The organism is Caulobacter sp. BK020 (genome assembly GCF_004342605.1).
Lineage (GTDB): Bacteria > Pseudomonadota > Alphaproteobacteria > Caulobacterales > Caulobacteraceae > Caulobacter.
In genome coordinates this window covers 101747-115516 of the sequence record NZ_SLZL01000006.1, presented here as the reverse complement: position 1 = coordinate 115516, position 13770 = coordinate 101747, and the positions used below count along the sequence as shown (strand labels likewise).

The following is a 13770-nucleotide window of genomic DNA, read 5'->3' as shown; positions in this document are numbered from 1 at the left end:
ATGCGCGTCGTCCAGTTCAGTCTGGTGCGCCCGCGCGGACGGCCTGAACCCGAAGCGCTATTGGAGGTCTGGCCCACCCTGGCCGACGTCGCCGAAGCGACTGCCAGGGTCGGCGTCGAAACGACCGTGATCCAGTCGTTCCACCGCGATGTGGCGCTTCGCCGGAATGGGGTGCTTTATCGCTTCGTGGCGGAGCCCGCCCTGCCAGGGCGGCCGACCGGCCTGGATCCCTGGCGCCTGGCGCGGGCGGCGCGGGCCGCGACGCCCGACGTCATCCACGTCAACGGCCTGGACTTCGCCTGGCACACGCGGGTGCTGTGCGGCCTGGACGTTCCTGTCCTGGTCCAGGACCACGCCACCTCGGCCGCGCGCCTGCCGCGGCTGGCCCGCTGGGGGCTAGGCAAGGCCGCCGGCCTGGCCTTCACCGACGTCGACCAGGCTCGGCCGATCCTGGCCCGGGCCGGACTGCCAACCGACCTGCCGGTGTTCGCCGTGCCGGAGTCCTCGACCCGTTTTGCCCCCGGCGACCAGGACGCGGCGCGAACGATCATGGGCGTCGGTGGCGACCCCGTGGTGCTGTGGATCGGACGCCTGCAGGCCAAGAAGGACCCCCTGACCATGCTCCAGGCGGTCGAGCTGGCGGCCGCCCGGCTGCCAGATCTGCGGGTCTGGTGCTGCTTCCATGAGGCGCCGCTTCTGGACGAGGTCCGGGCCCGCATCGCGGCCTCGCCCGCGTTGTCCCGTTGCGTGCAGCTGCTGGGGCGCCGGCCGCGTCAGGAGATCGAACAGCTGTGCCGGGCCGCCGACATCTTTCTGTCGACCAGCCGGTTTGAGGGCTCTGGCTACGCCCTGATCGAGGCTATCGCCTGCGGGGCCGCGCCGGTGGTCAGCGACATTCCCTCGTTCCGAGCCTTGACCGGCGGTGGCGCGATCGGGGCCCTGGCGCCGGTTGGCGACGCCGAGTCGTTCGCCCGTGCGCTGGTCGCACTGGCGAGCCGGCCGCGCGGGTCCCAGCGCCGGGCGGTGATCGACCATTTTCAGCGCACCCTGTCCTTCCAGGAGGTCGGCCGGCGGCTGGCCGAGATCTACCGCGTGCTGGCGGAGGCGCGGCGATGAAGCTGGCTCTTGTCGTGCCTGGCGGCGTTGACCGGTCGGGGGAGCGGCGGGTCATTCCGTGCCTGCTGTGGTTGATCGAAAGGTTGGTCGCGTCAGGGGATGAGGTCCATGTCTTCGTCTTGGGCCAGGAGCCCGAACCTGGCGAATGGAGGCTGCTGGGCGCGCGCGTCCGCAACGCCGGTCGACGGCCGCGCCGGTTTCGCACTCTCGTCGATCTGGCGGCCGAGCACAGGCGGGGCTCGTTCGACGTCGTCCATGCCTTCTGGGCGGCGGGGCCGGGGGCGGTCGCCGCGCTCTTCGGCCGGCTGACAGGAACGCCGGTGGTCTTGACGCTGCCGGGCGGCGATCTGTCGGCGCTCGCCGACATCGGTTATGGCGCTCGGTTGACGCCGGGCGGCCGTTTCTGGACGCGCCTGGCTCTGGCCGGCGCGCGCCGCGTGGTCGTGCAGAGCGACTGGATGGCGCAGCAGGCGCGCGCCTTCGGCGTCGAGACCGTTCGCATCCCGTTCGGCGTCGCCCTGGATCGCTGGCCCGCCGCGCCGCCCCGTCCCCGTACGCCGGGGACGCCGCTTCGACTGGCGCATGTGGCCAATCTGAATAGGGTCAAGGACCAGGAGACGCTTCTTCGGGCGATGCGAGCCTCTCGCGATCGCGGCGTCGATTGGCGCCTAGACATCGTCGGGCAGGACACCCTGGACGGGGCGGTCCAGCGGCGCTGCGCGGCGCTAGGCCTGGCCGATCTCGTCACCTTCCACGGCTTCCTGCCGCATGCCGATACCCGTCCGGTGGTCGAGGCGGCGGACCTGATGGTGGTCAGCTCCCGGCACGAGGCGGGGCCCCTGGTCGTCCTGGAGGCTGCCGTGGCCGGCCTGCCGACGGTGGGAACCCGCGTCGGTCACATCGCCGACTGGGCGCCGGAGGCGGCGATCGCCACGCCGATCGGCGATCCCGAAGCCCTGGCCGAGGCGATCTCGCGCCTCGCCGCCGACGAGCCCGAACGGCTGCGGTTGGCGCGCGCCGCCCAGGCGCTGGCCCTCGCCGAGGACGCCGACGCGACCGCCGCCCTGATGCGGAGGGTCTATGTAGAGGTTGCCGCCCGCTGAAACTTCAAGCCCGGATGAACGGTCGCCGACGGCGCCGGTACCCACGCTGCGAGGCCGCGCTTCGTCGGCCGTTAGAAGCGGCGCAAGCGCACTCGCATGAAGGACATCGCTGACACCACGCTGATGATCACGGGGGGAACGGGCTCCTTCGGCTCGACCGTCCTGAGGCATTTCCTCAGGCTGCCGGTGGGTGAGATCCGGATCGTCAGCCGGGACGAGAAGAAGCAGGAAGACCAGCGCCAACGCTTCGACGACCCGCGCATCAAGTATCACATCGCCGACGTGCGCGACTTCCGGGCCATGGAGAGCATCACGCGCGGCGTCGACTACATCTACCACGCCGCCGCCTTGAAGCAGGTGCCCTCCTGCGAGTTCCACCCGATGGAGGCGGTCAACACCAACGTCACTGGCACCAACAACGTGCTGGACGCGGCGATCCGTAACGGCGTGCGGCGGGTGGTGTGCCTGTCCAGCGACAAGGCGGTCTATCCGGTCAACGCCATGGGCATGACCAAGGCGCTGATGGAAAAGGTGATGATCGCAAAGGCGCGCGTCGCCCGCAACGCCCAGACGGTGATCTCCGGCACCCGCTACGGCAATGTCCTGGCCTCGCGCGGATCGGTGGTGCCGCTGTTCCTGAACCAGGTCCGGCGCGGCCAGCCCATCACCATCACCGATCCGCAGATGACCCGGTTCGTTATGACCCTGGACGAGGCGGTGGACCTTTGCCTGCACGCCTTCGAGCATGGCGCCAACGGCGATCTCTTCGTGCAGAAGGCGCCGGCCGTGACCATCGAGATGCTGGCCCGCGCGGTGCTGGTGGTGATGGGACGTCCCGACCATCCGGTCCGCGTCATCGGCACGCGTCACGGCGAGAAGCAGTTCGAGACCCTGTTGAGCCGCGAGGAGATGGCCTTCGCCGAAGACCGCGGCGGCTATTACCGGGTGAGCCCAGACAACCGGGATCTGAACTACAACGCTTATGTCAGCGAGGGGGAGAAAAAGGTCTCCGCTATCGACGACTACAATTCCCACAACACGCGCCAGCTGGATGTCGAGGAACTGGCCGAGCTGCTGCTCAGCCTGCCCTATGTCCGCGCCTTCGTCGAAGGAGCCGAGGCTCATGATCATCTCTGAGCGGCCGACGGTGGCCGTCACCGGGGCCAGCGGCTTCATCGGACGGAACCTGATCGTGGGCCTGCGCGAAACCGGTCTGGTTGTTTGGCCGCTGTCGCGCGCGACGCCCAGGGACGAGGCGACGTTGCGGCTAGCCGAGGCCGACGTCGTGGTGCACCTGGCTGGCGCCGTCCGGCCGCAAGATCCGGCCGAGTTCGACCAGACCAACGCCTACGCCGCCTGGATGGCCGAGGTGATCGAGCAGGGCGGGCGCAAACCCCTGATCATCTGCGCCTCGTCGGTGCGGGCCGACGACGACACCCCCTATGGCGCCAGCAAGCGCGCGGCGGAACAACGGGTGCTGGACCTGGCCCAGCGTGACTTGGCGCGCGCGGCGATCTACCGCCTGCCCAACGTATTCGGCAAATGGGCGCGACCCAATTACAATTCCTGCATCGCCACCTTCTGCCATAACCTGGCGCGCGGCTTGCCGATCCGGATCGACGATCCGAGCGCGCCGCTGTCGCTGGTCTATGTCGACGACCTGGTCGACCAATGGCGTGACCAGATCCTGGAGGAGACCCCGGCGGAGGGCTTCCTCGAGGCCCTGCACGTGCGGCAGACGACCGTGGGGGACGTCGCCGAGATCATCGGCGCCTTCGCGGACGGCCGCAGCGCGGGCGAGATCCAGGCGGTCGGCGAGGGCCTGGCGCGCGCCCTGTACGCGACGTTCGTTTCGGCCTTGCCGACCGAGGCGTTCAGCTATCCGCTGATCGCCCACACCGACCCCCGGGGCAGCTTCATCGAGATCCTGAAGACCCCCGCCAGCGGCCAGGTCTCGTACTTCACGGCCCATCCCGGCGTGACGCGCGGCGGCCACTATCACCATAGCAAGGTCGAGAAGTTCCTGATCGTGCACGGCGAGGCGCTGTTCCGCTTCCGTCACATCCTGACCGGCGACGTGCACGAGGTGCGGACCTCAGCGGAGACGCCGGTGGTGGTCGAGACCATCCCGGGCTGGGCGCATGACGTCACCAATGTCGGGCGCGACATGATGGTGTCCCTGATCTGGGCTAGCGAAGTGTTCGACCGCGCGCGACCCGACACGGTGGCGGCGGCGGTATGACCGCGCGAAGACTAAAGGTGATGACCATCGTGGGCACGCGTCCCGAGATCATCCGCCTGGCCCGGGTCACGGCCGCGCTCGACCGCTGGACCGACCATGTCCTTGTCCATACCGGCCAGAACTACGACTACGAACTGAATGGCGTCTTCTACGACGAGTTGGAGCTTCGCAGGCCGGACCGCTTCCTGAAGGCGGTCGGCGACACGGCGGCCGAGACCATCGGTAAGGTGATCATCGCCGCCGACCAGGTCATGGCGCAGGAAAAGCCCGACGCGCTCCTGGTGTTGGGCGACACCAACAGCTGCCTGGCCGTGATCCCGGCCAAGCGTCGGCGGATCCCGATCTTCCACATGGAGGCCGGCAACCGCTGCTTCGACCAGCGTGTGCCCGAGGAGACCAACCGGCGGATCGTCGACCACACGGCCGACATCAATATGCCCTACTCGACCATCGCCCGTGACTACCTGCTGGCCGAGGGCGTGCCGGCCGACCGCATCGTCAAGACGGGCAGCCCGATGTTCGAGGTGCTGAACCACTATCGCGCCGGCATCGAGGGCTCGGACGTGGTGACCCGTCTGGACCTCGAACCCAGGCGCTACGTCCTGGTCAGTTGTCATCGCGAGGAGAACGTCGACTCCGATCGGCAGATCGGCCGCCTGGTCGCCACGCTGGACGCGGTGGCGCAAGCCTATGACCTGCCGGTCGTGGTGAGCACCCATCCCCGGACCCGCAAGCGTATCGAGGCCTTGGGCCTGACCTTCGATTCTCGCGTGCGGTTGATGAAGCCGTTCGGTTTCCTGGACTATAACGCCCTGCAGATGAACGCCCGGGCGGTCCTGTCCGATAGCGGCACGATCAGCGAGGAAGCCTCGATCCTCAACTTCCCGGCCCTGAACATCCGCGAGGCTCACGAGCGGCCCGAGGCGATGGAGGAGGGGGCGGTGATGATGGCGGGCCTCGATCCCGAACGCGTCCTGCAAGGCCTGGCGATCCTGGAAAGTCAGGGCCGAGGTGAGGCGCGGACGATCCGCCTGCCGGCCGACTACGCCGCGCCTAACGTTTCAGACAAGGTGGTCCGCGTGATCCTTAGCTATGTGGACTATGTCCGGCGCACCGTCTGGCGGGAAGCCTAGCGCGAAGAGAAGATCGCCATGCGCTTTCTGATGGTTTGCATGCAGTACCCGACGGAGCCCGGCCGCTCGTACATGACGACCGAGCTGTCCGACGCCCTGGTCGCCGCCGGGCACACGGTGGAGGTGCTGCATCTGGACTGGACCGCTCCGGCGGACGCGCGCCTCGACGTGCTGACAAGCGCCACGGGCGTTCGGGTCGTGCGGTGTCCGGCCCTGGCGCTGGACGGCCTGGGCGGCGTGGTGCGCGGCGCCAGCAAGTTCCTGCTCAGCGGGCTGCGCGCCGGCCGCGTGGCGCGGCGATCCTTTGATCTCGGCAGCTTCGACGCTCTGATCACCTGGGCCCCGGCCGTGGCCATCGCGCCGGTGCTGGCGCAGGCGCGGCAGGCCGGGATCCCTCGACGTGTCCTGTTCATCTGGGACTTTTTTCCCGACCATCATCGCGAGATCGGCCGCATGCCCGGCGGCCTGCCGTTCCAGGTCGCCCGCGCCTGGGAGCAGCGCTTGCTGGGCGATTTCACCGCCGTGGTCTGCACCCTGCCGGGCAATGCCGACTATCTGCGCCGCAACTGGACGGTGAAGCCGGATCAGCGGGTCCTGGTCACGCCGATCTGGTCGGACGTCGCGCTGGTTCCCGTCGTCGACCGCGCGGCGATGCGGGTTCGCCATGGCCTGCCGACCGACCGACCGATCGCCGTGTTCGGCGGTCAGATGGTCGAGGGGCGCGGCCTCGAGCAGATCCTGGAAGCGGCTCGCCGCGAAAAGAGGGCGGACCAACTCCTGTTCCTGTTCGTGGGCGACGGCCGTCTGGCCCCGATCGTGCGTGCGGAGGCGGCGCGGGCCGCGAATGTCGCTTGGCGGCCAGGACTGCCGCGTGACGACTATCTGGCCCTTCTGACCGCCTGCGATGTGGGCCTGGTCGCCACCGTGCCGGGCGTGACCTCCTACAGTATTCCCAGCAAGACGATCGACTATCTGCGGGCCGGCCTGCCGGTGACGGTCGCCATCGAGCCGGGCAATGATTTCGTCGCGGAGCTGGAGCGCTACGGTGTCGGGGTCGGGATTCCGTTCGGCCAGCCGGCGCGGTTTGGCGAGGCGGCGGCGCGGCTGGCGACCGACCCGGCTTGGCGCGCGGCCATCCGGACCGCGGCGCCGCGCTGCCTTGAGGAATTCTTCCATGTCCGCCGCGCGGTCGAGGCCGTGCTGGAGGCTGCGGCCTAGGCTGGAACCTGGCGCGACGAACGGGCCTGGCGCAGCGCGTTCAGGCTGACCAGGGCCGCAACGATCGCATAGGCCGCGACATAGCCGAACTGTGGCGCGCGGCCTTCGCCGAGCGCGGCCAGGGTCACGGTGATCGCCGCCATCAGCCCTAGCGCGCCGATCTCGATCGCCGCGTACCGCCCCGGCTGTCCCCGCGCGAAGGCGCTGTACATCGCGACCGAGGCCCAGACCCGGAAGCAGTCGCCGATCATGTAGGTCTGGATGACGGGTATGGCGGGCAGATAGGCCTCCGAGAGGAAGAGGCGCACCAGCAGATGCGAACCCAGGGCGAACACGATCGCGGCTCCGGCCATGCCCGCCACGCCGGCGGCCCAGAAGCGCAGGGCCAGGCGTCGCGCGGTCGTCGCATCATCCTGGCGGGCCAGGCGCGGCACGAACGATTGGATCATGAACAGGCCCAGAAGCTGGGTCGTCATGTCGGAGACGCGGTTGGCGGCCATCCAGTAACCGAGTTCGGTGTGACCGAAACCCTCGCGATAATGGGCGCGCAGGCCAAACAGCACCAGCGAGGAAAACCCCGTGGTCGCCGCCATGGCCGCCGAATAGCGCACCAGTGGCCGCACCCGCACGAGCGCGGCGTGGAAGGGCGCAGCGGGGATCTTCAGCGGCGCGATCAGCATCGCGGCCGCGGCGGTAGTGACCAGTCCGCCACTGGTGAAGGCCAGAGTCGCCACGATCGGCCGCCCGCTGACGAGGAACCACGCCGCCGCCGCCAGGCCCGTCGCCAGGCCCAGGGCCTGGGCCGAAAGACTGGCGACCACCTTGCCTCGACCCGAGAGCAGGCCGCACCAGATCTGGCCGGCGCCGCCGGGCAGGGTCAGGACCGCGATCGCCAGAACCGCCGGCCAATGGCTCCAACTTCCTGTCAGCACGTGGGAGATCGCGCCGCTGGCCAGACCGATCACCGGCAGCAGCATCGCTAGCATGGCGCCCCAAATGAGGAAGGCCGCGCCGCGCGTCGCGGCCAGGTCCTCGGCTCCATCGGCTGCCGCCGCTTCCCGGATCAGGCCGCTCTGGGCGCCGCCGACGGCCAGCAGGTTCAACAGGGCGGCGAAGGCCAGGAACTGCGCGAACTGCGTGAAGCCCGCCACGGGGAGGAACCGCGCCGACAGCTTCAGCAGCAGCAGACCGACCGCGACCTTCAGGCCGAAGAAGGCCAGGACGGAAGCCAGGCGGGTCACGCGGAGAGGTGTCCCCGGACCGTGTCCACGGCGGCCGACAGGGCGCGCGCGCGGCGATGCCACAGCCACACGCCGATCCAGACGGCGAAGATCACATAGCCGTCGTAGCCGGCGAGCACCTGGTTGTTGGCGGGCAGATAGACCATCATCGTCGTGGCGAGGCAGAAGAGCACCGCCGCCGGGTCGCTCATGCCCGCGGCCGCCTCGCGCCACCACAAGCCCCAAAGCCAGGCGATCAGGCCCAGAACCACGACCGCGCCGGGAAAGCCGACGTCGTTGGCCAGCCAGGTCATCAGCGTCGACCAGTAATACTCCTCCGACCAGCGATCTGCGCCGTTGCGGTAGGTGTAGGTGCGCTGGTGCAGCGACGGATCGCCGGTCACCGCCTCGTAGACCGACAGCGCCGCCGGCGAGTGGCCGGCGCCGAAGGCGGGGTCGAACGGCTTCTCCAGGGCCAGCTCCAGCCCGTAGTAGCCCGAGCAGGTCGACAGGATGAACAGGGTCGTCCCGAAGCGCTGTGGCAGGGGCAGCCAAACGATCCAGGGGCTCTGCAGGTCCGCGCAGATGCCGCTGTTGTTGGCGCAAACCACCGAGCGGTTGACGTAGCCGCCCAGTCGCTGGTCCTTGCGTTCGATGAACAGGCCCTGCGCGAAAGACAGAAAGACCAGCGCCACCAGGGCCCACGACCAGTAGCGACGGACAAGTTGAAAGCCTTGGTGGCCCAGGGCGCGGCTGCGGCCGTACGAGACGAAGGCCGCCGCGACCCCGACCACGAACAGGTCGGCGATCTCCTTGTCGGTGCCGCGCATGATCGAAAAGACGATCGAGCACAGCACGGTGACGACCACGGCCGCCCGGCCGGTCCAGCCGATGGTGGTCCAGCGCGTCACCCCCAGCGGCAGCACCAGATAGGTCAGCGGCGCGGTGAAGGCGCGCAGGGCGACGATGGCGTTGCGCTGGCCGGTGGTGGCCAGAAGCTGGGTCTGCAGACGACGATAGGCGCCGCCCTGATCGCGCAGCGAGTCCAGCGCTTCCCAGGGCGGCCGGCCCGTATAGGCGTAGCTGGTCGGGATCAGCAGCAGGGCGGCGACGATGGCGCCGGCGACCAGCAGCCCGGTCAGCGTCGACAGGGGCGCGGTCACCCGCGTGTCGCCCGCCGAGCCGGCGGTGGCGCCGACACCCACGACCGACAGGCACAAGGCCACATAGGCGATCAGCCGAATCCAGTCGCCAAAATGATAGATCGGCCAACTGACCGGCCACACCAGGAACAGCGCGAAGGTCGCGGCCAGATAGCCCAGCACCAGCGCCAGCGGCAGGCGCGGGACCGCGCCCTTCGGCGTCACCACCGGAATAGCGCGAAGCCCGCCGGGTCGTGATGGAAGGGGAATGATGACGTCGGTCACGGGGTCCGGGGCGCTGGTCGATCCTGGGCGTATGTACCGTCCAGCAGCCGAAGGGTTCGATCGATCCCGCGCTCGAACGCCAGATGCTCACGATAATAGGCTTGGCCGGCCCGGCCCATCGCCTCGCGGCGTTCGCGCGGTGTGTCGGCCAGGGTCTCGATGGCGGTCGCGAGGGCCGGCGCGTCGCCGGGCGGCGCGACCACGCCGGCGCCGGATCGGGCCAGGATCGTCGCCGCCTCGCCGGCGACGGCGGCGACGATCGGCCGGCCCATGGCCAGGCAGAACTGGGTCTTTGACGGAATGGTGATCCGGAACAGCGGATCATCGGCCAGCGAGATCAGCAGGGCGTCGGCGCCGGCGAAGATATCGATGATCGCTCGCTGGGAGACGCGAGGGGCGAAGCGCACGACGCGTACGCATGCGGCGCGGGTCTTCAAGGCCTCGGCCTCGACGCCGTCGCCATACAGCACGATCTCGATGTCGGAGCGGCGCGCCTGCACCAGGGCGGCGGCGTCGATCAGCGTCTCCAGCCCCTGGGCCCGACCCAGATTGCCGCCATAGACTAGGGTGAAGGCCGTCTTCCTCGGCGCGGTGAGGCGCTGTTTGTCATGTTGTGAAACGGGTGACAGGTCGGCCCAGTTGTGGATGGTCGTCAGCTTGGCGGCCGGCGCGCCGCGCGCGATCAGAGCCTCGCGCATACCCTCGGACTGCGCGACCACGGCGGCGGCTCGGCGATAGACGAAGTCGCAGAGGCGGCCAAGGACGCCGATCAGCCGTTCCGTTCCCGCCAGGCCCGTCGCTGCGACCGTGTCGGGCCACAGGTCCTGGACATCCAGCACGAAGGGCAGGCGGCGGACCCATCCCGCCAGGGCCGCGGCCAGGCCCACCGTGATCGGCGGATGATAGACATAGGCCAGGTCGTAGCGCCGTCGGCGCAGCAATCCATAGGCCAGGGCCGCCAGGAAAAACGACAGGAAGTTCAGCGACCGGCGCAGGCTGGAGGCGTCGTGGCTGGGATAGAGCGGCAGGCGCACCACCTCCACGCCCTCGATCATCTCGCGCCGCATCCAGGCCATCCGATAGCCTGGATAGAGTCGCCCGGTCGGATAGTTCGGAAAGCCGGTGACCACCGTCACCTGGTGTCCGGCGGCCTCAAGCGCGCGGACGAAAGCCAGCCCTTTGAGGATGTTGGGCTCGGGTTCGAACCACTGCGTCAGATAAAGGACACGCATTCAAACGTCTCTAGCGAGCGGGTCTTTGAACCCCGCCCAGGGAAAGGCGCACCTATCGACATCGGCGGGGCGATCGCCTCAGATCATGACAAGGCTGCGCGCGTATGTGCTCCCAAGGTGGTCCTCTGGTTCCATTCTTCGATTGGAAAGCGCTCTACGCCGAGCGCGCCGACACCTTCGGGCGCATCCTGCACGAGACGGCGACCTCGGGCGGGTTCATCCTGCAATCGGCCGTCGACGGGTTCGAGAGCGCCCTGGCCGACTATCTGGGCGTGCGGCACGTGGTCGGTGTCTCCGACTGCACCAATGCGATGTTGCTAGGTCTGCGGGCCTCGGGCCTGGAGCCCGGCGACGAGGTTATCCTGCCGGGCCACAGCTTCCTGGCCGCCGCCCAGGCGATCCATCATGCGGGCGGACGACCGGTTCCGGTCGAGCTGTCCGAACAGGATTGGCTGATCGATCCCGAGGCGGTCCGGGCGGCGATTACGCCGCGCACCCGGGCGGTCATGGCGGTTCACGTCAACGGCCGGGTCTCGGACATGGACGCCTTGCTGGACATCGCTGGCGAGCATGGCTTGGCGGTCTACGAGGACGCCGCCCAGGCTCTCGGCGCGTGCCTTGATGGCCGCGTGGCCGGCCGTTTCGGCGCCTGGGGGGCGTTCAGCTTCTATCCGTCCAAGACGCTGGGCTGTTTTGGCGACGCGGGCGCCCTGATCACCGACGACGATGACCTGGCTCAGACCGTGCGGGCCATGCGCAACCACGGCGCCGGGCGCGACAAGGTGATCGCCAAGGACTGCGCGGTCTGGGGCGTCAATTCCCGCCTGGACAACCTGCACGCCGCCATCCTGGCCTACAAGCTGACCTACTACGACGAGACGATCGCCCGTCGCCGCCAGATCGCCGCCCGCTACCAGGACGCCTTCGCGGCGATCCCGGCGCTGGACCTGCCGCCAGGCCCGGACGCGTCGAACCGCTTCGACATCTTCCAGAACTACGAGGTCTGCTGCGACGCACGCGACGCCCTGCGCGCCCACCTGTCGGTCCAGGGGATCGGCACGATCGTGCAGTGGGGCGGCGTGGGCCTGCATCAGTTCCGCAACCTCGGGTTCGACCAGGACCTGCCGAGGACCGACCGCTTCTTCGCCCGCTCGCTGCTGCTGCCGATGAACCATCTGCTGACCGACGGCCAGGTGGCGCGGGTGATCGATAGCGTCCGCGAGTTCTTCGCGTGACCGCCGCGCCGCCGCTCGACACCGAGGACTTGGCTTCGCGCCTGCGCCGCCACGTCGTGCGGATGTGCGCCTCGGGCAAGAGTTCGCACGTCGGTTCGGGGCTCTCGATGGCCGACATCGTCGCGGTGCTGTACGGCGAGGTGCTGCGGATCGATCCGGAGAACCCGCTCTGGCCCGATCGTGACCGCTTCATCCTGTCCAAGGGCCACGCCGGCGCCTGCATCTACGCGGCCCTGGCAGAGCGGGGCTTCATGCCGCTGGCGATGCTGGAGACCCACTACCAGAACGGCTCGGTGCTGTCGGGCCATGTCAACCACAGGGGCGTGCCGGGCGTGGAGATGTCGACCGGCTCGCTGGGGCACGGCCTGGGGGTCGGTGTTGGCATGGCCATGCAGTTGCGCCGCCTGGGCGGCGAGCAGCGCGTTTATGTCGTGCTCAGCGATGGCGAATGCGACGAGGGCTCGAACTGGGAGGCCGCGCTCTTCGCGGCCCATCACCGCCTGTCGAGCGTCTGCGCCATCATCGACTACAACAAGCTGCAGGCCCTGGCTTCGATCGAGGACACGATCGGCCTGGAGCCGTTCGCCGACAAATGGCGCGCGTTCGGCTGGGCGGTCGTCGAGCCGGACGGCCATGACCATGCCGCGCTCAGGGCCGCTTTCGCCCAGGCCGCCGCCGCGGACCGTCCCACCTGCGTGATCGCCCACACCGTCAAGGGGCGGGGCGTCTCATTCATGGAGAACCGGGTTCTGTGGCACTACCGCGCGCCCGCCGGCGAGGAGCTGGCGGCCGCGCTGGCCGAACTGGACCTGGTCGATGCGTGACAGCTTCATCCGCGCCCTGACCGAACTTGCCGCTGAGGATCCGCGCGTGATGTTGGTCGGGGGCGACCTGGGTTTCGCCGTACTGAACGACTACATCGCCCGCTTTCCGCAGGCTTACGTCAATGCCGGGATCGCCGAGCAGAACATGACCGCGGTGGCCTGCGGCATGGCCCTGGCGGGCGCGCGGGCCTACACCTATTCGATCGCCAACTTCCCGACCCTGCGGTGCCTCGAGCAGCTGCGCAACGACGTCTGCTACCACAAGGCCGACGTGACCGTGGTCGCGGTCGGCGGTGGTTTCTCGTACGGGCAGCTGGGCATGTCGCACTTCGCGACCGAGGACCTGGCGATCCTGCGCGCCCTGCCGGACATGACCGTGGTGGCGCCGTCCGATCCCTGGCAGGCCCATGAACTCACCCGCCAGATACACGCGCGCGGCGGGCCTGGCTATCTGCGGCTGGACAAGAGCCAGGCGGGCTTGCCGCCCGGCGAGGTCACATTGGGCAAGGTCCGGACCGTTCGCGACGGCGGCGATGCGGTGATCTTCGCCGTGGGCGGCGTGCTGGGAGAGGCCCTGGCCGCCGCCGACCTGCTGGCGGATGACGGTGTCGCCGTACGCGTCGTCGACGTCCACACGTTGAAGCCGTTCGACGTCGAGGGCGTCCTCGCCTCGGTCCGCGCCTGTCCCTGCGTGTTGACCCTGGAGGAGCACTCAATCATCGGGGGCCTGGGCGGAGCCGTGGCCGAAGCGTTGCTGGAGGGCGGGGTCGCGCCGCGCGGCTTCGCCCGGATCGGCCTCCAGGACCTCTATCCCAGCGAGGTCGGCGACCAGGCCCATCTGCGCGCCCACTACGGGATCGACCGCCATGCGGTGGTCGCGCGCCTGCGAACCATGCTGGGCCTCAAGACGGCGCGGGCCATCGTGCTCGAAGCCAATCTCGTCGGCGCTTGAACGTCCGCGCCCTGGACGGGAACGCACAGCTGGAGCGTGCGCACGCTTTTCGCCAGGGAGGCTTCGGC

At 69.2% G+C, this 13770-nt stretch carries 12 protein-coding genes; 9 read left to right on the top strand and 3 right to left on the bottom strand.

Annotated elements, in window-relative coordinates; genetic code table 11:
• The 6 genes from EV278_RS09365 to EV278_RS09340 all read left to right on the top strand — a co-directional run bounded on the left by EV278_RS09365 (position 1) and on the right by EV278_RS09340 (position 6812).
• Positions 1-1116, top strand: a complete 1116-nt coding sequence (locus EV278_RS09365) for a glycosyltransferase family 4 protein (RefSeq protein ID WP_132089841.1) — start codon at positions 1-3, stop codon at positions 1114-1116.
• Entirely contained in the window at positions 1113-2219 is a 1107-nt protein-coding gene (locus EV278_RS09360) for a glycosyltransferase family 4 protein (RefSeq protein WP_132089838.1), read from the top strand. Before EV278_RS09365 ends, EV278_RS09360 begins: the two co-directional genes overlap by 4 nt.
• 96 nt (positions 2220-2315) lie before the next feature.
• Complete coding sequence (locus EV278_RS09355) at positions 2316-3356, top strand: polysaccharide biosynthesis protein (protein ID WP_132089835.1); 1041 nt, start codon at positions 2316-2318, stop codon at positions 3354-3356.
• The gene (locus tag EV278_RS09350; protein ID WP_132089832.1) at positions 3343-4461 is read left to right on the top strand and encodes an NAD-dependent epimerase/dehydratase family protein; all 1119 of its coding nucleotides are present in this window, start codon (positions 3343-3345) and stop codon (positions 4459-4461) included. Before EV278_RS09355 ends, EV278_RS09350 begins: the two co-directional genes overlap by 14 nt.
• Positions 4462-4481: 20 nt before the next feature.
• Positions 4482-5594: a UDP-N-acetylglucosamine 2-epimerase (non-hydrolyzing) gene (gene wecB / locus EV278_RS09345; protein WP_243692137.1), complete on the top strand. Its 1113-nt coding sequence runs from the start codon at positions 4482-4484 to the stop codon at positions 5592-5594.
• Positions 5595-5612: 18 nt separating this feature from the next.
• The gene (locus EV278_RS09340) at positions 5613-6812 is read left to right on the top strand and encodes a glycosyltransferase family 4 protein (protein ID WP_132089826.1); all 1200 of its coding nucleotides are present in this window, start codon (positions 5613-5615) and stop codon (positions 6810-6812) included.
• On the opposite strand, the gene EV278_RS23960 is transcribed toward EV278_RS09340, so the two are convergent.
• The 3 genes from EV278_RS23960 to EV278_RS09330 are packed head-to-tail and all read right to left on the bottom strand — an operon-like array spanning position 6809 to position 10691.
• Positions 6809-8053, bottom strand: a complete 1245-nt coding sequence (locus EV278_RS23960; RefSeq protein WP_165916584.1) for an oligosaccharide flippase family protein — start codon at positions 8051-8053, stop codon at positions 6809-6811. The genes EV278_RS09340 and EV278_RS23960 overlap by 4 nt on opposite strands.
• Complete coding sequence (locus tag EV278_RS23955; RefSeq protein ID WP_165916583.1) at positions 8050-9402, bottom strand: hypothetical protein; 1353 nt, start codon at positions 9400-9402, stop codon at positions 8050-8052. The genes EV278_RS23960 and EV278_RS23955 overlap by 4 nt, the downstream gene beginning before the upstream one ends.
• A gap of 53 nt (positions 9403-9455) precedes the next feature.
• On the bottom strand, positions 9456-10691 hold the full coding sequence (locus EV278_RS09330) for a glycosyltransferase family 4 protein (protein WP_132089823.1): 1236 nt from the start codon (positions 10689-10691) through the stop codon (positions 9456-9458).
• Positions 10692-10795: 104 nt separating this feature from the next.
• Here EV278_RS09330 and EV278_RS09325 point away from each other — a divergent pair, with 104 nt between their 5' ends.
• The 3 genes from EV278_RS09325 to EV278_RS09315 are packed head-to-tail and all read left to right on the top strand — an operon-like array spanning position 10796 to position 13702.
• Positions 10796-11926, top strand: coding sequence for a DegT/DnrJ/EryC1/StrS family aminotransferase (locus EV278_RS09325; RefSeq protein ID WP_132089821.1), 1131 nt, complete (start codon positions 10796-10798; stop codon positions 11924-11926).
• On the top strand, positions 11923-12750 hold the full coding sequence (locus EV278_RS09320; protein WP_207905464.1) for a transketolase: 828 nt from the start codon (positions 11923-11925) through the stop codon (positions 12748-12750). Before EV278_RS09325 ends, EV278_RS09320 begins: the two co-directional genes overlap by 4 nt.
• Positions 12743-13702, top strand: coding sequence for a transketolase C-terminal domain-containing protein (locus tag EV278_RS09315; RefSeq protein WP_132089818.1), 960 nt, complete (start codon positions 12743-12745; stop codon positions 13700-13702). Before EV278_RS09320 ends, EV278_RS09315 begins: the two co-directional genes overlap by 8 nt.
• Positions 13703-13770: the final 68 nt, after the last annotated feature.

Excerpts from the sequence above, each read along its gene's own strand:
- EV278_RS09360 (WP_132089838.1), top strand. The coding sequence starts at position 1,113 with ATGAAGCTGGCTCTTGTCGTGCCTGGCGGCGTTGACCGGTCGGGGGAG.
- wecB (WP_243692137.1), top strand. The coding sequence starts at position 4,482 with ATGACCATCGTGGGCACGCGTCCCGAGATCATCCGCCTGGCCCGGGTC.
- EV278_RS09325 (WP_132089821.1), top strand. The coding sequence starts at position 10,796 with ATGTGCTCCCAAGGTGGTCCTCTGGTTCCATTCTTCGATTGGAAAGCG.
- EV278_RS09355 (WP_132089835.1), top strand. The coding sequence starts at position 2,316 with ATGAAGGACATCGCTGACACCACGCTGATGATCACGGGGGGAACGGGC.
- EV278_RS09340 (WP_132089826.1), top strand. The coding sequence starts at position 5,613 with ATGCGCTTTCTGATGGTTTGCATGCAGTACCCGACGGAGCCCGGCCGC.
- EV278_RS09350 (WP_132089832.1), top strand. The coding sequence starts at position 3,343 with ATGATCATCTCTGAGCGGCCGACGGTGGCCGTCACCGGGGCCAGCGGC.
- EV278_RS09315 (WP_132089818.1), top strand. The coding sequence starts at position 12,743 with ATGCGTGACAGCTTCATCCGCGCCCTGACCGAACTTGCCGCTGAGGAT.
- EV278_RS09365 (WP_132089841.1), top strand. The coding sequence starts at position 1 with ATGCGCGTCGTCCAGTTCAGTCTGGTGCGCCCGCGCGGACGGCCTGAA.
- EV278_RS09330 (WP_132089823.1), bottom strand. The coding sequence starts at position 10,691 with ATGCGTGTCCTTTATCTGACGCAGTGGTTCGAACCCGAGCCCAACATC.